The 16,763-nt window shown below is 66.5% G+C and carries 19 protein-coding genes and 2 tRNA genes; 13 read left to right on the top strand and 8 right to left on the bottom strand.

Features of this window, described 5'->3' with window-relative positions; translation table 11 throughout:
• Nucleotides 1-67: 67 nt before the first annotated feature.
• The 5 genes from ACZK3J_RS20875 (at nt 68) to ACZK3J_RS20855 (ending at nt 4,067) form a co-directional block, all read left to right on the top strand.
• The gene (locus ACZK3J_RS20875; RefSeq protein ID WP_049461246.1) at nt 68-847 is read left to right on the top strand and encodes an SIMPL domain-containing protein; all 780 of its coding nucleotides are present in this window, start codon (nt 68-70) and stop codon (nt 845-847) included.
• 2 nt (nt 848-849) lie between these two features.
• Nucleotides 850-1,437, top strand: coding sequence for an anthranilate synthase component II (locus ACZK3J_RS20870; RefSeq protein WP_049424046.1), 588 nt, complete (start codon nt 850-852; stop codon nt 1,435-1,437).
• 16 nt (nt 1,438-1,453) lie between these two features.
• A complete protein-coding gene (gene trpD, locus ACZK3J_RS20865; protein WP_049461248.1) occupies nt 1,454-2,485 on the top strand; it encodes an anthranilate phosphoribosyltransferase in 1,032 nt (343 codons plus the stop codon).
• Nucleotides 2,486-2,559: 74 nt separating this feature from the next.
• Nucleotides 2,560-3,354 carry an indole-3-glycerol phosphate synthase TrpC gene (gene trpC / locus ACZK3J_RS20860; RefSeq protein ID WP_049401666.1) on the top strand — a complete coding sequence of 265 codons (795 nt, stop codon included), beginning with the start codon at nt 2,560-2,562 and terminating at the stop codon, nt 3,352-3,354.
• A complete protein-coding gene (locus ACZK3J_RS20855; RefSeq protein WP_032127168.1) occupies nt 3,351-4,067 on the top strand; it encodes a haloacid dehalogenase-like hydrolase in 717 nt (238 codons plus the stop codon). The genes trpC and ACZK3J_RS20855 overlap by 4 nt, the downstream gene beginning before the upstream one ends.
• Before the next feature lie 106 nt (nt 4,068-4,173).
• Here ACZK3J_RS20855 and ACZK3J_RS20850 read toward each other — a convergent pair whose 3' ends face one another.
• Entirely contained in the window at nt 4,174-4,935 is a 762-nt protein-coding gene (locus ACZK3J_RS20850) for a sulfite exporter TauE/SafE family protein (protein ID WP_014038735.1), read from the bottom strand.
• Between the two features lie 62 nt (nt 4,936-4,997).
• Complete coding sequence (gene crp, locus ACZK3J_RS20845; RefSeq protein ID WP_010482649.1) at nt 4,998-5,687, bottom strand: cAMP-activated global transcriptional regulator CRP; 690 nt, start codon at nt 5,685-5,687, stop codon at nt 4,998-5,000.
• A gap of 149 nt (nt 5,688-5,836) precedes the next feature.
• Between crp and speD the strand changes: the two genes are divergently transcribed.
• The gene (gene speD / locus ACZK3J_RS20840) at nt 5,837-6,631 is read left to right on the top strand and encodes an adenosylmethionine decarboxylase (protein ID WP_006473908.1); all 795 of its coding nucleotides are present in this window, start codon (nt 5,837-5,839) and stop codon (nt 6,629-6,631) included.
• 168 nt (nt 6,632-6,799) lie between these two features.
• Nucleotides 6,800-7,120, top strand: a complete 321-nt coding sequence (locus ACZK3J_RS20835; RefSeq protein ID WP_005411314.1) for a DMT family transporter — start codon at nt 6,800-6,802, stop codon at nt 7,118-7,120.
• Between the two features lie 87 nt (nt 7,121-7,207).
• Here the strand turns inward: ACZK3J_RS20835 and coq7 are convergent, their stop codons facing one another.
• A complete protein-coding gene (gene coq7, locus ACZK3J_RS20830) occupies nt 7,208-7,852 on the bottom strand; it encodes a 2-polyprenyl-3-methyl-6-methoxy-1,4-benzoquinone monooxygenase (protein WP_049401665.1) in 645 nt (214 codons plus the stop codon).
• Between the two features lie 197 nt (nt 7,853-8,049).
• Between coq7 and rplM the strand changes: the two genes are divergently transcribed.
• Both rplM and rpsI read left to right on the top strand, forming a co-directional pair.
• The gene (gene rplM / locus ACZK3J_RS20825) at nt 8,050-8,478 is read left to right on the top strand and encodes a 50S ribosomal protein L13 (RefSeq protein WP_005414692.1); all 429 of its coding nucleotides are present in this window, start codon (nt 8,050-8,052) and stop codon (nt 8,476-8,478) included.
• A 2-nt stretch (nt 8,479-8,480) separates the two neighbouring features.
• The gene (gene rpsI, locus ACZK3J_RS20820) at nt 8,481-8,873 is read left to right on the top strand and encodes a 30S ribosomal protein S9 (RefSeq protein WP_005411311.1); all 393 of its coding nucleotides are present in this window, start codon (nt 8,481-8,483) and stop codon (nt 8,871-8,873) included.
• Between the two features lie 280 nt (nt 8,874-9,153).
• On the opposite strand, the gene ACZK3J_RS20815 is transcribed toward rpsI, so the two are convergent.
• Both ACZK3J_RS20815 and ACZK3J_RS20810 read right to left on the bottom strand, forming a co-directional pair.
• Nucleotides 9,154-9,228: transfer RNA gene (locus ACZK3J_RS20815), tRNA-Gln, on the bottom strand.
• 55 nt (nt 9,229-9,283) lie between these two features.
• Nucleotides 9,284-9,360: transfer RNA gene (locus tag ACZK3J_RS20810), tRNA-Met, on the bottom strand.
• Nucleotides 9,361-9,480: 120 nt separating this feature from the next.
• On the opposite strand from ACZK3J_RS20810, the gene ACZK3J_RS20805 reads away from it, so the two are divergent.
• The 3 genes from ACZK3J_RS20805 (at nt 9,481) to bfr (ending at nt 11,033) form a co-directional block, all read left to right on the top strand.
• The gene (locus ACZK3J_RS20805) at nt 9,481-10,101 is read left to right on the top strand and encodes an RNA pyrophosphohydrolase (protein ID WP_032127170.1); all 621 of its coding nucleotides are present in this window, start codon (nt 9,481-9,483) and stop codon (nt 10,099-10,101) included.
• Nucleotides 10,102-10,209: 108 nt separating this feature from the next.
• Nucleotides 10,210-10,419: a (2Fe-2S)-binding protein gene (locus tag ACZK3J_RS20800; protein WP_005411309.1), complete on the top strand. Its 210-nt coding sequence runs from the start codon at nt 10,210-10,212 to the stop codon at nt 10,417-10,419.
• Nucleotides 10,420-10,562: 143 nt separating this feature from the next.
• On the top strand, nt 10,563-11,033 hold the full coding sequence (gene bfr / locus ACZK3J_RS20795; RefSeq protein ID WP_005419804.1) for a bacterioferritin: 471 nt from the start codon (nt 10,563-10,565) through the stop codon (nt 11,031-11,033).
• 58 nt (nt 11,034-11,091) lie between these two features.
• Here the strand turns inward: bfr and ACZK3J_RS20790 are convergent, their stop codons facing one another.
• The 3 genes from ACZK3J_RS20790 to ACZK3J_RS20780 are packed head-to-tail and all read right to left on the bottom strand — an operon-like array spanning nt 11,092 to nt 15,840.
• Nucleotides 11,092-13,290 (bottom strand): ATP-binding protein, encoded by a 2,199-nt coding sequence (locus tag ACZK3J_RS20790; protein ID WP_049461251.1) that lies wholly within the window; start codon nt 13,288-13,290, stop codon nt 11,092-11,094.
• Between the two features lies 1 nt (nt 13,291).
• Nucleotides 13,292-15,178, bottom strand: coding sequence for an EAL domain-containing protein (locus ACZK3J_RS20785; protein WP_049424052.1), 1,887 nt, complete (start codon nt 15,176-15,178; stop codon nt 13,292-13,294).
• Nucleotides 15,179-15,222: 44 nt separating this feature from the next.
• Complete coding sequence (locus tag ACZK3J_RS20780; protein WP_049461254.1) at nt 15,223-15,840, bottom strand: DUF4126 domain-containing protein; 618 nt, start codon at nt 15,838-15,840, stop codon at nt 15,223-15,225.
• A 179-nt stretch (nt 15,841-16,019) separates the two neighbouring features.
• On the opposite strand from ACZK3J_RS20780, the gene ACZK3J_RS20775 reads away from it, so the two are divergent.
• Nucleotides 16,020-16,763 carry a DUF6776 family protein gene (locus tag ACZK3J_RS20775; RefSeq protein ID WP_019336613.1) on the top strand — a complete coding sequence of 248 codons (744 nt, stop codon included), beginning with the start codon at nt 16,020-16,022 and terminating at the stop codon, nt 16,761-16,763.

Genomic DNA, 16,763 nt, shown 5'->3' with positions numbered 1-16,763 from the left:
GCCTGCCTCACCACGGTCGCTGCGCCGTGGTCGTTCCGCCGTTCCCGTTCAAGACAAGGAGTACCGCATGAAGCTGCTGAGCGCATTGCTGTGGTCGTCACTGCTGGCCACGATGGCCCCGTCTGCGTGGGCGCAGGCCAATACCATTCCCTCGCAGCCGCACCTGCTGGTGAAGGGCGAGGCGCGCCGCGAGGTGATGCCGGACCGGTTCGGCCTGCAGTTGAACATCGAAGAGACCGACATGGATGCCGACGCCGCGCGCCGCCGCGTGCAGGACAACGTCGCGCGCGTGCTGGCGCTGTTCAAGCAGCACAAGGCGGTGGAGGGCAGCGTGCGTGCGGACAATCTGCGGATCGGCCCGGCCACGCGCTATGAGCAGAACCGGCAGGTCTTCGTCGGCACCCGCGTGTCGCGCCAGCTGCGTGCCAGCTTCGCCAGCGTGAAGGCGATGCAGGACGTGCTGGGTGCACTGAAGGCCAACGAGAACCTGCAGGTCAGCAGCGTGGCCCCGACCTACTCGGGCGAAGTGGCGCTGCGGCGCGAACTCAAGGGTGAGGCCGCCGCGTCGACGCGCCAATCCGCGCAGGGCCTTGCCAATGCCTACGGCACGAAGCTGCGCGGGCTGTACAGCATCTCCGATGTGGCGCCGAACTTCGCCTATGGCGTGCAGGCGGGCAATTGGCCCAGAAGCGACGACATGGTGACACCGCCATCGCCGCCGTCACCTGCGGCGCAGATGGACATGATCGAGACCACTGGCTCACGCCTGCGCGAATCCATCGAAGCCGGCCCCATCACCTACACCGAAAACGTATACGCCATTTTCCTGATAAGCGACGGAACCTGACCATGTTGTGGATGATCGACAACTACGACAGCTTCACCTACAACCTCGTGCAGTACCTGCAGACGCTGGGCGCCGAGGTCAAGGTGGTGCGCAACGATGCGATGAGCGTGGACGAGATCGCCGCGCAGAAGCCTGAGCGCATCGTCATCTCGCCCGGCCCGTGCACGCCCAACGAAGCGGGCGTGTCGCTGGAACTCATCCAGCGCCTGGGCCCGACCACGCCGATCCTCGGCGTGTGCCTGGGCCACCAGGGCATCGGCCAGGTCTACGGCGGTACGGTCATCCGCGCCGGCAACATCATGCATGGCAAGACCTCGCCCATCCGCCATCAAGGCAAGGGCGTGTTCGCCGGCCTGCCGGACCGTTACCAGGCCACCCGCTACCACTCGCTGGTGGTGGACAAGAACAGCCTGCCCGATGTGCTGGAAGTGACCGCCTGGACCGAGAACGACGACGGCTCGATCGAAGAGATCATGGGCCTGCGCCACCGCCAGTTCCCGGTGGAAGGCGTTCAGTTCCATCCCGAATCCATCCTCACCGAACACGGCCATGCCCTGCTGCGCAATTTCCTGCAGCGTCCGGCCGCCTGATCCCAGGAGCATTCCCATGAGCTTCTCCCCCCAGGAAGCCCTGCAACGCACCATCGAGCACCGCGAAATCTTCTTCGACGAAATGGTCGACCTGATGCGGCAGATCATGCGCGGCGACGTGTCGCCGATGATGACTGCCGCCATCCTCACCGGCCTGCGCGTGAAGAAGGAAACCATCGACGAGATCGCCGCTGCGGCCACGGTGATGCGCGAATTCGCGCTGGCGGTGCCGGTGGCCGATACCACCCACCTGGTCGACATCGTCGGCACCGGCGGCGATGGCTCGCACACCTTCAACATCTCCACCTGCGCGATGTTCGTCGCCGCTGCGGCCGGTGCGCGCGTGGCCAAGCATGGCAACCGCAGCGTGTCGTCCAAGTCCGGCAGCGCCGATGCAGTCGAAGCACTGGGTGCGGCCATCGAGCTGCAGCCGGCGCAGGTCGCCGCTGCGATCGAACAGACCGGCATCGGTTTCATGTTCGCGCCGATCCATCACCCGTCGATGAAGGTGGTCGCGCCGGTCCGCCGCGAGATGGGCGTGCGTACCATCTTCAACATCCTTGGCCCGCTGACCAACCCGGCCAGCGCACCGTCGGTGCTGATGGGCGTGTTTCACCCGGATTTAGTGGGTATCCAGGCGCGGGTGCTGCGCGAGCTGGGCACCGAGCGCGCCATGGTGGTCTGGGGCCGCGACAACATGGACGAGATCTCGCTGGGCGCCGGCACCCTGGTCGGCGAGCTGCGCGACGGCAAGGTGCGCGAGTACGAGATTCACCCGGAGGACTTCGGCATCGCGATGTCGGCCAGCCGCAACCTGCGCGTGGACGGCCCGGAGCAGTCCATTGCCATGCTGCGTGCGGTGCTGGACAACACCCCCGGCCCGGCGCTGGACATCGTGGCCCTGAACGCCGGCGCCGCGCTGTACGTGGCCGGCGTGGCCAGCGACATCGGCGACGGCCTGGCCCGTGCCCGTGCCGCCATCGCCAACGGCAGCGCCCGCCAGCGCCTGCAGCAGTATGTGGAGACCACCCGCGCGCTGGTTGCCTGAGCGCGCGGTTCAGCCTGACCCTCTTGATGGCCGATAATGGCCGTCCTCACCGCCCCCGCACCGAATCGAAGACGATGAGCGACATCCTGCAGACGATCCTGGCCCGCAAGGCCGAAGAAGTGGCCCAGCGCCGTGCCCAGCGTCCCCTCGAGGACCTGCAGGCCGCCGTGGCCAGCGCCCCGCCGGTACGTGGCTTCGTGCGCGCGCTGCAGGCGGCAGTGGCCAACGGCGATCCGGCGGTGATCGCCGAGGTGAAGAAGGCCAGCCCCTCCAAGGGTGTGATCCGCCCGGATTTCCGCCCGGCCGACATCGCCGTCAGCTATGAGTTCGGCGGCGCCAGCTGCCTGTCGGTGCTGACCGATGTGGACTTCTTCCAGGGTGCTGATGCCTACCTGCAGCAGGCCCGTGAGGCCTGCACGCTGCCGGTGCTGCGCAAGGACTTCGTGATCGACGCCTACCAGGTGTACGAGGCGCGCGTACTGGGTGCCGACTGCATCCTGCTGATCGTCGCTGCGCTGGACGACACGCAGTTGGCCACGCTGTCCGAACTGGCGATGTCGCTGGGCATGGACGTACTGGTGGAAGTGCACGACATCGACGAGCTGGAGCGTGCGCTGCAGGTACCGGCACCGATGATCGGCATCAACAACCGCAACCTGCGCACCTTCGAGGTGTCGCTGCAGACCACGCTGGACATGCAGAAGGCGGTGCCGCGCGATCGCCTGCTGGTCACCGAGAGCGGCATCCTCGGTCCGCAGGACGTGGCGCTGATGCGCGATGCCGGCATCCACTCGTTCCTGGTGGGTGAAGCCTTCATGCGCGTGGAAGAGCCGGGCGAGGGCCTGCGTCAGTTATTCTTCGCGGCATGAAAACGCACTATCCGACGCCGCGCGACGATGCGCCGCTGGTGGTCTTCGATTTCGACCACACCCTCTACGACGGCGATTCGGGTACTCACCTGTTCGCTTCGCTGATCAAGCGCAACCCGCTGCGCATGCTGGCGGCGCTGCTGGTCACGCCGATCGCCGGGCCGATGGTGGCGCTGCTGCCGACCCGCCGTACCGGCATTTCGGTCTATGTGTGGATCGGCAGCTTCGGCCTGCACCGTGCGCGCGATTTCAACAAGGTCATCGACGCCTATGTGCTGCGCAACGAGGCGCAGATGCGCGCCAAGCTGCTGCCACAGGCGCTGGAGGTGTTCGCCGCGCACCGGGCCAAGGGTGACCGCGTGGTGGTTGCCACGGGCGCGCCACCAGAGCTGGCACGCGCGATCCTGGCCTTCGTCGCCCACCAGGACGTACCGGTGATCGGCACCGAGGTCGGCCCACGGCTGGGTGGCGTCGGCCCGACCCGCCACTGCCACAACGAAGAGAAGATGCGCATGCTGCGCGAGCGCGGCTACGGCGACATCGATATCGCCTACTCAGACAGCACCGCCGACCTGCCGTTGTTGCTGGCCGCCAAGGCGCCGGTGGTGGTGAACCCGAAGCCGGGCAGGGTGGACTTCTTCCGCCGCGTGCTGCCGGCCGGCACCCGCATCCTCAACTGGGGCTGCGTGGACCGCGGCGGTGACAAGGCCTGACCTCGCCGCACGGTGACGGATCTGCCGGCCAGCGGCCGGCACTACCCTTCTCCGTCCCGGTAGTGCCGGCCGCTGGCCGGCAAATGGTCCTGCGCCCGGTGAGCAGTCAGCGCGCCAGATACCCGGTCAGCGCATGCCCGATCTGGAACAGGCTGATGCCCAGCACCAACACGCCCACGGCCACCAGCACCCAGCGCTCCTTCAGGCGCTTCACCAGCAGTGCGGCCACCGGCGCGGCCATCATGCCGCCGATCAGCAGGCCGGCCACGATCTGCAGGTGATGCAGCCCCATCGACAGCAGGAACGTTGCTGAAACTGTCAGGGTGACCACAAACTCGGCCGCGTTCACCGTGCCGATGGTGGTGCGTGCCTGGCCGCCGCGGGCCAGCAGGGTGGAGGTGGCCACCGGCCCCCAGCCGCCCCCGCCGCTGGCATCCAGGAAGCCGGCCACGAAGCCCAGCACGGGCACCCGCTTGACCTCGCCCTTGGGCATCAGGCGGCCGGCGGCACGTGCCAGGATGATGATGGCCAGCACCAGCAGGTACAGGTAGATGAGCGGGCGGATCACCTCGCCGGGCAGCTGGGTCAGGCCGTAGGCACCCACGGCGCCGCCTACGGCGCCGGGCAGCGCCAGGCGCAGGAACAGGCGCTTATCGACATTGCCGGCGACCAGATGCGACACGCCGGAGGCGCCAGTAGTGAACACCTCGGCGGTGTGGATGGCTGCACTGGCCTGCGCGGGCGGAATGCCCATGGCCAGCATCACCGACGACGACACGAGGCCGAACGCCATGCCCAGCGCGCCGTCCACCAGCTGGGCGCCCAGGCCGATGAGGATGAACCACCAGAATGCGCTGCTCAGTTCCATGCACCGAGCCTAGCGCGTGAAAGAGTGCGGACCAAGGTCCGCACCCACCGGGTGCTCAACGATCAACGGGTGCCGTACAGCACCACGGTCTTGCCGCGGGCGTGCAACAGGCCATCGGTCTGCAGCTTCTTCAGCACGCGGCCGGCCATTTCGCGCGAGCAGCCGACCAGGCGGGCCAGTTCCTGGCGCGAGACGCGCAGCTGGCTGCCCTGCGGATGGCTCATCGCCTCCGGCTCCTGCGCCAGGTCGTGCAGGGTGCGCACGATCCGGTCGGTAACGTCCAGGAATGCCAGGCGGCTGGCCTTGCGGCTGGTGTCGAGCAGGCGCTTGGAGATCTGCTGGCCCAGCGCGTAGAGCAGGCGCGGGGCATCGGCCGACAGCGGGCCGAGGAACAGCTGGTGCAGGCGCTCGTAGCTGATTTCGGCCAGCTCGCAGGCGGTACGGGTCCTCAGGATCACCTCGCGGCGGTCCGATTCAACGAACAGGCCCATCTCGCCGACGAACTCGCCGGCACCGAAGTAGCCCAGCACCAGCTCGCGATCGTCATCTTCCTCGGCCATGATCGAAACCGAGCCGCTGATGACGTAATACAGGGTTCCCGCCGGGTCACCGGGTCGGAAGACGTCGGTACGGGTGGGGTATCGCCGCCTGTGGCTGTGCGCCAGGAAACGATCGATTGTGGCGATATCCAGGGCCAGTGGACTGCTAGCTAGGCGCACGGTTGACACGATAGGAGCGCTCCCTCTGCGCATGAACGGATTCACGGGGTCGATAGCGGAGCTTAACCAGCGCAATTGTTAAGGGCAAACAGTGTGCCAGATGTGAGCGCTCTTCACGTTCCCCCCGGGGACAGTTTGCCCCATAATTCCCCCTTTCCCTTCTTACACAGGAATCGACCGCCGTGGTCAAGCCGTTGCCTCGCCTGAGGCTGCAGGGTTTCAACAACCTCACCAAGGCGCTGAGCTTCAACATCTATGACGTGTGTTACGCGCGCACCGAAGAGGAGCGTCAGCGTTACATTGAATACATCGATGAAGAGTACAACGCCGACAGGCTGACTCAAATCTTGACCGATGTCGCCGAGATCATCGGCGCCAACATCCTGAACGTGGCCCGCCAGGACTACGATCCGCAGGGTGCCTCGGTGACCATCCTGATCTCCGAAGAACCGGTGATCGACAAGAAGCAGGCCGGCAAGGAGCTGATCTCCGATGCCGTGGTCGCGCACATGGACAAGTCGCACATCACCGTGCACACCTATCCGGAAACGCACCCGCAGGAAGGTATCGCCACCTTCCGCGCCGACATCGACGTGGCCACCTGCGGCGTCATTTCGCCGTTGAAGGCGTTGAACTACCTGATCGAAAGCCTCGAGTCGGACATCGTGATCATGGACTACCGCGTCCGTGGCTTCACCCGCGATGTGAAGGGCAAGAAGCACTACATCGATCACAAGATCAACTCGATCCAGAACTTCCTGGCCAAGAACATCAAGTCGCGTTACGAGATGTTCGACGTCAACGTCTACCAGGAAAACATCTTCCACACGAAGATGCACCTGAAGGACTTCGACCTGGACCAGTACCTGTTCGAGGAAAAGGCCAAGAACCTGTCGTTCAAGGAACGCATGAAGATCGAAGCGCTGCTCAAGCGCGAGATCGAAGAGCTGTTCCACGGCCGGAACCTGTCCGAGTAAGCCCCATGTGCGATGCCCGCAGGCATCGCCGCCCAGGCGGGACGACCCGCCCCGTGGAACCAGTGCCCCGCACGCGTTACAGTTCCACGGTGATGTACCGACCCACGGCCCGGTGTGAAAACACCGGGCCGTTTCGTTTTTCTCAAAAAAGGTAAGGAGCCCCCACCCATGCCCTGGATCTACCTGCTGCTGGCCGGCCTGTTCGAGATCGGTTTCGCCCTCGGAATGAAGTACTCCGAAGGCTTCAGCAAACCCCTTCCCACCGCTGCCACGGTCGTGTCCGCGCTGATCAGCCTGTACCTGATGAGCCAGGCGATGAAGAGCATCCCGGTCGGTACCGCCTACGCGATCTGGACCGGTATCGGCGCCATGGGCGTGGCGGTGCTGGGCATCTACCTGTTCAACGACAGCGCATCGCCGGCCCGCCTGGCCTGCGTGGGCCTGATCGTGGCCGGTGTGATCGGCCTGAAGCTGGTCTCGCCCAATTAACTGGTAGTGCCGGCCGCTGGCCGGCAACCTCCGGATCTTCTGCGGCGTCTGCGTGGTTGCCGGCCAGCGGCCGGCACTACCTGGCGGTCACAGCCGGTAGGCGATGGTCTTCATGACCTTGGAAGCCAGCGCCATCGCGCCCGGGATCGGGAACGGCAGGCGGCGTGCGCCGGCCTGTTCGGCGTGGTCCGCATGGCGGGCCTCGTCTTCCTTCATCACGGCGATGACCGCGCGGCTGCGCAGGTCGCCGGCCGGCAGGTCGACCAGGTGCTCGTCCAGATGGGCTTCCACCTGGCGCTCGGTCTCGACCACGAAGCCCAGGTTCCAGCCGTCGCCGCGCAGCCCGGCCAGGGTGCCGATGGTGTAGCTGCCGGCGTACCAGAGCGGGTTGAACAGGCTCGGACGGCTGTCCAGTTCGCCCAGGCGGGTGGCGCACCAGGCCAGGTGGTCGGTTTCTTCCTGGGCCGCTTCCAGCAGGTGTTCACGCGTGGCCGGGTCGCGGGCCACGGCCGCCTGGCCGAAGTAAAGGCCCTGTGCGCAGACCTCGCCGACGTGGTTGATCCGCATCAGGCCGGCCGCGTGGCGGCGTTCGGTGCTGTCCATGCCCGGCTCGTCGGTGTCCGCAGCCGGATAGGGGCGGGCCGCCGGCGGGTTGCCGAACACCGTGTCCAGGGCGCGCTGCGCCTCGGTCAGCAGGTGGTCCAGCGGGGTGATCTGGCGGAGCACGGTCATGGCGGTACACGGTGGGGCGGAAGACCCCGCGATTCTCGCCCGACCCCGTCCCCCTGCCAACCCGGTCAAGGGCCGGCTTGCAACGGGGGGCTGACCTGCGTACAATCCCGCCTCTTACGCTTCACCTTTTCACAACGCGTGGCAGAGTTCCGGCGAGCCTTTCGCCGCAATGAGCCCGACCTAACCTAGAGTTCTTCATGAGCACTTTCACTGCCAAGAACGAGACCGTCCAGCGCGACTGGTACCTCGTCGACGCCGAGGGCAAGACCCTGGGCCGTCTCGCCACCGAGCTGGCCCGCCGTCTGCGTGGCAAGCACAAGCCGGTCTACACCCCGCACGTTGATACCGGCGACTACCTGGTCGTCATCAATGCAGAAAAGATTGCCGTCACCGGCAAGAAGCTGCAGGACAAGATGTATCACCGTTTCACCGGTTACATCGGCAACCTGAAGACCGAATCCCTGGCACAGGCGCTGGAGCGCCACCCGGAGCGCGTGATCGAGATCGCCGTGAAGGGCATGCTGCCGAAGGGCCCGCTGGGTCGCCAGATGTACCGCAAGCTCAAGGTCTACGCCGGCACTGAGCATCCGCACGCCGCACAGCAGCCGCAGGTTCTGGATATCTAATCATGGCTATCACTCAAAACTACGGCACTGGCCGCCGCAAGTCCTCCACCGCTCGCGTGTTCCTGCGCAAGGGTTCGGGCAACATCACCGTCAATGGCCGTCCGCTGGACGAGTTCTTCGGTCGTGAGACCGCGCGCATGATCGTGCGCCAGCCGCTCGAGCTGACCAAGAACACCGAAAGCTTCGACATCCTGGTCACCGCCGCTGGCGGCGGCACCACCGGCCAGGCCGGTGCGATCCGTCTGGGCATCGCCCGTGCTCTGGTCGAGTACGACGAAACCCTGAAGTCCGAGCTGCGCAAGGCTGGCTTCATGACCCGTGACGCCCGTGAAGTCGAGCGTAAGAAGGTCGGTCTGCACAAGGCCCGCCGCGCCACCCAGTTCTCCAAGCGCTGATCTACCGCGCCTGGTTGGGCTCCTTCGGGAGCCCGCTGGTTGGACAAGCAAAAGCCCGGCTTCGGCCGGGCTTTTGTCGTTCTGGGGTCGTGGATTTCCTGGTTGCCGGCCAGCGGCCGGCACTACCCGTGGTCCGCATGCCTGACCCCGGTCTCTGTCTGGAGAAGGGCCCCCTTGTTGTTCAAGGGGGTGCGCCGACAGGCGCGGGGATAAGGTGGAATGCGCGACCAAATTAAAAGCAAAAGGCCAGATCTTTCGATCTGGCCTTTTGCTTTTAATTTGGCTGCCCCGGATGGATTCGAACCACCGAATGCCTGAGTCAGAGTCAGGTGCCTTACCGCTTGGCGACGGGGCAAAACGTGCAACTATTTTCTCACTTTTCACGCTGAAAAACAACTTGATTTTCAGTGTGGTGGCTATGGGTGGACTCGAACCACCGACCCCAGCATTATGAGTGCTGTGCTCTAACCGGCTGAGCTACATAGCCTTGGTGAGCCCGCTATTCTGCGGATGTGTATCGCCCCTGTCAACACTTTTGTATCGTGCTTGTGGGCCGACAGGCGGCATGGGATAGTCCCGACCAGTAGATTTTTTAGGAGTCCGCATCGTGATCGATCCGGACGGCTATCGACCGAACGTCGGCATTGTGCTGATGCGGCAGGACGGCCAGGTGTTCTGGGCACGACGTGTGCGCCGGGACGGCTGGCAGTTCCCGCAGGGTGGCATGAATACCGACGAGACGCCTGTCGAGGCCATGTATCGTGAACTGCAGGAAGAGACCGGCCTGCTGCCTGAGCACGTGGAAGTGCTCGGGGCAACGCCCGGCTGGCTGCGCTACAAGCTGCCGGCGCGGGCGATCCGCCGCAACGAGCGGCAGGTCTGCATCGGCCAGAAGCAGGTCTGGTTCCTGCTGCGCCTGACCGGCGACGAATCCCACGTGAAGCTGGACCACACCGACTCCCCCGAGTTTGACCACTGGCGCTGGGTGGACTTCTGGTACCCGGTGGAGCACGTGGTGATGTTCAAGCGTGGCGTCTATGCGCGCGCCTTGCGACATCTGGCGCCGTTGGCGCGCGGGGTGGCCGGGCAGGGCGTGACCGCCATGCCCAAGAGCGCTGCGGAGGCCTGGATGCCGGGCCATACCGCCGGGCATGACCGCCCACGCAAGCGCCCACGGACCCGCGGCTACTGGCCGAAGAAGGCCACCGGCGATGGTCCGGCTACGTGACCGGCTGAACCGTATCGAGAATGGTTCAGGTCTCTGATTGACAACCATTCTCGTTTCCATTGGAATAGCCAACAGGCCACTCTTGGCCTGTCAGCCCGGTTCACGCCTGTGTACGTCTGCATCTGCAACGGAGTCACCGACCACCAGATCCGCGAAGCCGCCAGCCATGGCGTCAGCACGGTGGCCGAACTGACCATGCGTACCGGTTGTGGTGCCACCTGCGGTTCCTGCCTGGACATGGCCGGCGATCTGCTGGCCAAGGCGCGTGCCACCCACGATCTGCCGCTGCCGGTCCTCGGTCTGGCCCAGGTCGCCTGATCGTCTCTTTCGCGGCGCGTTGACGCCGCGCTTTCGCATCCTTCACGTGCGGCCGCACAGGCCAATGCGCACGATTCGCGTTCCTTCACGGCCGCGCGCAAGGCGTTAAAGTGCCTGCGTTTTCAGCGTGCAGGAGCACCCCCATGAAGGGCGACACCAAGGTCATCGAATTCCTCAACAAGGTCCTCTACAACGAGCTGACCGCGATCAACCAGTACTTCCTGCACGCCAAGATGCTGAAGAACTGGGGCATCAAGGAGCTGGCCGAACACGAGTACAAGGAATCGATCGACGAGATGAAGCATGCCGACATGCTTGCCGACCGCATCCTGTTCCTCGAAGGCCTGCCGAATTTCCAGGCGCTGGGCAAGCTGCGCATCGGCGAGAACCCGACCGAGATCCTGCAGTGCGACCTGTCGCTGGAGCGCGACGGCGTAGTGACCCTGCGCGAGGCCGTGGCCTACTCCGATTCGGTGGGTGACTACGTCAGCCGCCAGCTGTTCGTGAAGATCCTCGATTCGGAAGAAGAGCACATCGACTGGCTGGAAACCCAGCTCGACCTGATCGAGCGTATCGGCGAGCCGAAGTACCTGCTCAGCAAGCTGGAAGAGTGACGTAGCGTCGAGCTTGCTCGACTGTGATCAGCATGGCGATGGTCGAGCAAGCTCGACGCTACCGATGCTGTGCCAGGTAGCCCGTCAGCGCCACGCGCGCCCGGGCGAATTCGGCAACCAGCAGCGCCACCGCCACTGCGGGGCGCTGCAGGCTGCCACTACGGGCTTCGTGCTCGATCCGCTGCGCGATTGCCGACAGCGACAACGCCCCCACGTTCGCACTCGATGATTTAAGGCTGTGGGCGATTGCCTGCAGTCGCGGCTCGTCGCTGCTCTGCGCGGCCTGCTGCAGCTGCTGCACCATCGCCGGCGCATCCTCCAGGAACACCGAGACGATCTGGAGGGCGGTATCGCCGATCACCGCGTGCAGTTCGTCCAGCACATCACGGTCCAGCACCGGTTGCGTCACCGCTTGGCTTTTCGTCTCTTGTAGAGCCGGGCCATGCTCGGCTGGCGGGATCCCACTGGCCCCGGATGCATCGCCGTCGAGCAAGCTCGACGCTACGACATCGCGTGATCGCTGCCCCCAGCGCCTCAACAGCGCATGCAAGGTGGCGCGTGCGATCGGCTTGGACAGGTAGTCGTCCATGCCGGCCTGCAGGCAGCGTTCGCGGTCACCGGCCATGGCGTTGGCCGTCATCGCGATGATCGGCAACCGCGAGCGCCCGGTTTCCGTTTCTTCCGCACGCCAGCGGCGCGTGGCGGCGTAGCCGTCCAGCACCGGCATCTGGCAATCCATCAGCACCACGTCCACGCCGCCTTCGCGAAGGGCGGCCAGTGCCTGCTTGCCGTCGGCGGCGTTGCGCACCTCGCACTGGAACACGCGCAGCAGATGCTCGGCCACCATCCGGTTGACCGTGTTGTCTTCCACCAGCAGCACGCGCAGGTGCAATGGCGGCAGCGTCGGTGCGGGCAAGCCGTCTTCGGCATTGGCCAGCAGGGCGGCAGGGCGGGCAGGCGTGGCAGGCGCCGCCAGCAGTGCATGCAGGGCTGCATCATCGAAATGCGGGAGCAGCTGGCGTTGGCGCGGGCGTTGTGCAGGCGTGTCTTCCTGCAGCCACAGTACCTGCAGTGCATCATCGTCGCCGCGCTCGGCCAGCGCCTGCTGCAGCGTGACCTCGCCGTTGCGGCGGGTGCGGGAATCGACAATCAGCCATGCCGGTGCTGGTTGTCCGGGCCGCGCGGGAGCGCGCAGGCGCTCGACCACGGCATCCAGCTGTGCCAGCACCTGCACCTGCAGCCCATGGTGGGCGGCGATGCGCTCGATGCGTGCCTGCAGCGTTGCATCGGCGCTGAACAACAGTAGCGCTGCGGGGGCGCGCGCCATCGCAGGCAGGTCGCCGGGTACTTTCAGCAGCGGGATCTCGAACCAGAACGTTGCGCCCTGGCCGGGCGTGGACTGCACGCCGATCTGCCCGTGCATCAGGTCGATGATGCGCTTGCAGATGGCCAGGCCCAGGCCGGTGCCACCGTAGATGCGCGTGGTCGAGGCATCGGCCTGGCTGAAGGACTGGAACAGGCGTGCCTGCAGTGCCTCATCGATGCCGATACCGGTGTCGATGATCTCGAAGCGCAGCTGGTGCTGTGCCGCACCTTCGCCCAGGCGCTGCACGCGCAGCTGCACCTGGCCGCGGGCGGTGAACTTGATGGCATTGGCCAGCAGGTTGCTCAGCACCTGGCGCAGGCGTACCGGGTCGCCGCGCACCGGCAGGCGCACCGATGGGTCAAGCTGCAGGGCCAGGGACAGGCCCTTGGCATCGGCGGCGCGTTGCATCAGCTGCACCACGCCATCGAGCAGGTCGCGCAGGTTGAAGCTGGTGATCTCCAGTTCCAGCGCCTGCGCTTCCAGCCGGGAGTAGTCGAGGATGTCGTCGACGATGCGCAGCAGCTGCTGTGAACTGGCCGAAGCGGTGGCCAGCATCTGCCGCTGGTCTTCACCCAGCGGCCCGCGCGCGATCAGCTCCAGCATCGGCAGGATGCCGTTGAGCGGCGTGCGGATCTCGTGGCTCATCGTGGCCAGGAACTCGCCCTTGGCCAGCACGGCCGCTTCGGCGGCCTGCTTGGCCTGCAGCAGCTGCTGTTCCAGCTGGCCCTGGCGTTCGGTGGTGCGGCGCAGCTGGTCGCGCTCGCTGGCCAGCGCGCTGTGCTCGCGCTGCAGCTGGGCCAGTGCCCGGTTGCGCGCGCGCAGGCGCAGGCCCAACAGCAGCAGTGCGACGGCCGCAGCAAGGGCAACCAGCAGCACGCCCCACAGCGGCACCTCAGAGCACCGCGTTGTGGAAGTCGAAGTTCAGGTCACTGCCGGCCGACTGCACCATGTTGCCCTGGATGTAATCGACGCCGCCGACCCACATCGCTGCCGCGGCCTGCGGGTCCTCGATCTGCTGGCCGATGATCTGCAGCCCGGCGGCATGCGCCTGTTCGATCGCCTTGCGCAGTTCCTCGCGCGTGGCCGGGTTGGAATGGCTGCTGGAGAACCGCGCGGCCATGCGCACGAACGACAGCGGCAGCTGGGTCAGCAGTGCATCGGCTTCGCCACTGGGTTCGAACTGGCTCAGGCAGAAGCGCACGCCGGCGCCGGCCATGCGCTGGCAGAACTGCTGCAGCGGCACGGTGTGGATCAGCGCGTCGGGCAGGCGCACGTCGATCACCAGCGCACTGCCGGGCAGGTCACGCTGCTGCAGTGATTCCAGCAGCCAGTCGCCAAAGGCATCGCGCTGCAGGGTGCGCAGCGACTGCGAAACGAACAGGTTCAGCGGTTGCGTTGCGTGCCTGTACAGGTCCAGCAGGCCCAGCGCATGGTCCATCACCTGCTGGTCGAGGTCGGCGATGCGGCCTGCCGCTTCGGCGGCGGGAATCACCTGGCCGGCCGCCAGCACCGTGCCGTCGGCCTGGCGCAGGCGCAGCAGCAGCTGGTACTGCGCGGTGTTGCCACCGGCGACAGCGACGATCGGCTGATAGGCCAGCTCCAGCTGGCCTTCCAGCAGTGCCAGGTGTTCCTGTTCGGTGACGGCCTGGCGATGCACGTGGCCCGCCACGCCGGCGCTGAGCAGACGTGCCTGCAGGGTGGTGCGCTCGACCGCTTCCAGTGCAGCGTTGGCATCGTCGAAGCCCGGCGACAGCGGCGCGTAACCCACCACGCCGCGCAGATGCACCGATTCATCATCACGGATCACGAAGGCGCGTGCCGAGAGCTGCTCACGCAGGGTCGCGGCGATGCTTTCCAGGCTGTCTTCATCGGTATTGCGGGCCAGCAGCAGGAAGCTGTTGTCGTTCAGGCGTGCCAGCAGGTGCGGATGGCCGGCCTCGGCCAGGCGCTGCCCGGCCTGCACCATCAGGCGCTCGAAGGCGGCGTAGCCATAGCGTTCGCGCAGGCCCAGCGCGCTGGCCACTTCAATGAAGAACACGCCGCCCCGGTCGCGATGGGTGAGGGTGGCGTTGAGTTGCTGCAGCACGTGGTGACGTGTCGGCAGGCCGGTTTCCGGATTGCTGGTGGCCGGTGCGCCGGTAGCACCAGGCAGGGTCGCTGCCTGCGCACGTGCGCGGCGGATGCGGTTGGCCACGGCGGCGATCAGGTGGCGGGGGCGGATCGGCTTGCTCAGATAATCGTCGGCGCCGCTGTCGAGCACCTCGAACTGGCGTTCCGGGTCCGGATCGCCGCTCAGGAACACGATCGGCAGCAACTGCAGGCCAGGCTGCTGGCGGATCAGCGCGGTCAGGCGCATGCCGTCCAGGCCGGGCAGGTGCAGGTCCATCAGGATCAGGTCGGGCCGATGCTCCTTGATCGCCTGCAGCGCGCCGTCGGCATCGCTGTGCACGATCGCCTGCATGCCGGCGCCATGCAGCACGCTCTGTGCGAACAGGGCCTGCGCGCGGTCGTCCTCGACGATCAGCACGCGGTAGGGCGAATCGGAGGGCGGCGGCGCCTGGTCGTTGTTGCCAGCCTCGGCCAGCACGGCCGGGGCCGGCAACGGCGGCGGTGCGCTGCCGATCGATGCGGGTGCGTCGGAGGCGGCCAGCGGCGGAACCGCGGCCGGCGCTGCGGCGACCGCGCTCGCCGGTTCAGCGGTCCAGCGTTGCCAATGATCGGCCGGAGGGGTTTCAGCGCGTCCCGGGCGGGCGCCCGCGGGGGATTCGTTTGCGGCCATCGGTGCTCCTGGTGTTCGCGTCCATTATGCGACAAGCCCGGCGATCAACCGGTACCGGGCTGGCGTGGACTGTCGGGCGACGCACTGCGTGCCAGCCAGCGCACGCCCTTCCACAGGGCGCGCCAGACCAGCCACACCAGCAGCGCGCCGGCCAGGCTGCAGGCCAGCACCACGATCAGCGCGATCCACGGGTGTGCCAGGGCCAGGGCCAGGCCACCGACCACCACGGTGTCCTCGGCGGCGGAGGCCACCCAGTTGCTGGCAGGCTCGGGCGATGTATTGAGCAGGGCGCGGGTGCCGGCCTTCAGGCCATGGCTGGCCAGCGCGACACCGGCACCGGCAGCAAGTGCGCCGGTGCCCAGCTGCCCATCCGGCGACAGCGTGGCTGCGGCAAGGAAGGCACCTGCGGGTACGCGTGCCAGGGTCTGCACCAGATCCCACGCCGAGTCGACGCCGGGAATCTTGTCGGCGAAGAATTCGGTCACCGCCAGCGCTGCTGAGGTGCCCAGCACCCACCACGATTCCGTGGCCTGCAGGGCCGGCGGCAGGTCGACCCAGCCGAGCAGGCCGGCCAGGCCGACACCGAACACGGTGAGGTAGACGCGGATGCCGGCCAGCCAGGCCAGCAGGATGCCGATCACGAACAGGTGGGCTTCGGTCATGGCGATGCTCCGGCGACGGAACTGTGCAGGGGACCACACTATCGACGATGGCATGCCTGAACGCCACAGACGGTGGCTCGCCACTGCGCAGGAAACCCACCCGTCCTGTCATACACTAGCCCGTCGTTTGCCACAGGGGCCGTACCGGTGTCGCCCTCGCGATGCCCCGGAATCCACCCATGACCAACCGTCCTCCCATGCGCGTGCAGGTTCGCCTGCCCGGCGCGCCGCAACCGCCGGCCGACCGTCGCCGCCTGCTGGTGATCGGCGGCATCTGGCTGCTCAGCCTGGTGCTGGCCGTGCTGGGTGGCTGCTGGATGGCCACGCCGCGCGATGCACAGGGCCAGCGCCTGCAGGCCGCCGAGAAGCGCGCCGAGACGTTGCAGGCGCAGCTGACCGAACTGCGCCAGAAGCAGGCCACGCTGGAAGCCTCCGACCGCATCAGCCGCGCCGCCAACACCGAGGTGCAGTCCTCGCTGGCCGAACGCGATGAGGAAATCGCCGGCCTGCGTGCCGACGTTGCCTTCTATGAGCGCCTGGTGGGTTCGACCAGCCAGCGCAAGGGCCTGAACACCCATTCGATCGAGTTCAGCCCGGAAGCGGCCGGCACCTGGCAGTACACCGCCGTGCTGACACAGAACCTCAACCGCGGCGCCATCAGCCAGGGGCAGATGCGTTTCACCGTGGAAGGCGTCAAGAACGGCAAGCTGGCCACGATCAGCTGGGATGATCTGCACCAGCGCAGCAAGGTACCGGGACAGGATTACTCGTTCCGGTACTTCCAGCAGCTCACCGGCAGCGTGATGCTGCCGGCTGACTTCACCCCGCAACGCGTGCGGGTGACATTGGGGAGTGGTACGGGGGGTACCACCCAGGTATTCGACTGGAAACAGGCCGGTGCGCCGGCCGCCAAAGGGGAGTAG

Source organism: Stenotrophomonas sp. 86428_Sma (genome assembly GCF_056481585.1).
The sequence above is the reverse complement of the archived record's forward strand: the minus strand, read 5'-3'. Positions and strand labels throughout refer to the sequence as shown.

Excerpts from the sequence above, each read along its gene's own strand:
- ACZK3J_RS20780 (WP_049461254.1), bottom strand. The coding sequence starts at position 15,840 with ATGACCGAAGCCCACCTGTTCGTGATCGGCATCCTGCTGGCCTGGCTG.
- rpsI (WP_005411311.1), top strand. The coding sequence starts at position 8,481 with ATGGCTATCACTCAAAACTACGGCACTGGCCGCCGCAAGTCCTCCACC.
- ACZK3J_RS20850 (WP_014038735.1), bottom strand. The coding sequence starts at position 4,935 with ATGGAACTGAGCAGCGCATTCTGGTGGTTCATCCTCATCGGCCTGGGC.
- ACZK3J_RS20870 (WP_049424046.1), top strand. The coding sequence starts at position 850 with ATGTTGTGGATGATCGACAACTACGACAGCTTCACCTACAACCTCGTG.
- bfr (WP_005419804.1), top strand. The coding sequence starts at position 10,563 with ATGAAGGGCGACACCAAGGTCATCGAATTCCTCAACAAGGTCCTCTAC.
- ACZK3J_RS20855 (WP_032127168.1), top strand. The coding sequence starts at position 3,351 with ATGAAAACGCACTATCCGACGCCGCGCGACGATGCGCCGCTGGTGGTC.
- trpD (WP_049461248.1), top strand. The coding sequence starts at position 1,454 with ATGAGCTTCTCCCCCCAGGAAGCCCTGCAACGCACCATCGAGCACCGC.
- ACZK3J_RS20835 (WP_005411314.1), top strand. The coding sequence starts at position 6,800 with ATGCCCTGGATCTACCTGCTGCTGGCCGGCCTGTTCGAGATCGGTTTC.
- coq7 (WP_049401665.1), bottom strand. The coding sequence starts at position 7,852 with ATGACCGTGCTCCGCCAGATCACCCCGCTGGACCACCTGCTGACCGAG.
- ACZK3J_RS20785 (WP_049424052.1), bottom strand. The coding sequence starts at position 15,178 with ATGGCCGCAAACGAATCCCCCGCGGGCGCCCGCCCGGGACGCGCTGAA.
- crp (WP_010482649.1), bottom strand. The coding sequence starts at position 5,687 with ATGCGCAGAGGGAGCGCTCCTATCGTGTCAACCGTGCGCCTAGCTAGC.
- ACZK3J_RS20775 (WP_019336613.1), top strand. The coding sequence starts at position 16,020 with ATGACCAACCGTCCTCCCATGCGCGTGCAGGTTCGCCTGCCCGGCGCG.
- ACZK3J_RS20875 (WP_049461246.1), top strand. The coding sequence starts at position 68 with ATGAAGCTGCTGAGCGCATTGCTGTGGTCGTCACTGCTGGCCACGATG.
- rplM (WP_005414692.1), top strand. The coding sequence starts at position 8,050 with ATGAGCACTTTCACTGCCAAGAACGAGACCGTCCAGCGCGACTGGTAC.
- trpC (WP_049401666.1), top strand. The coding sequence starts at position 2,560 with ATGAGCGACATCCTGCAGACGATCCTGGCCCGCAAGGCCGAAGAAGTG.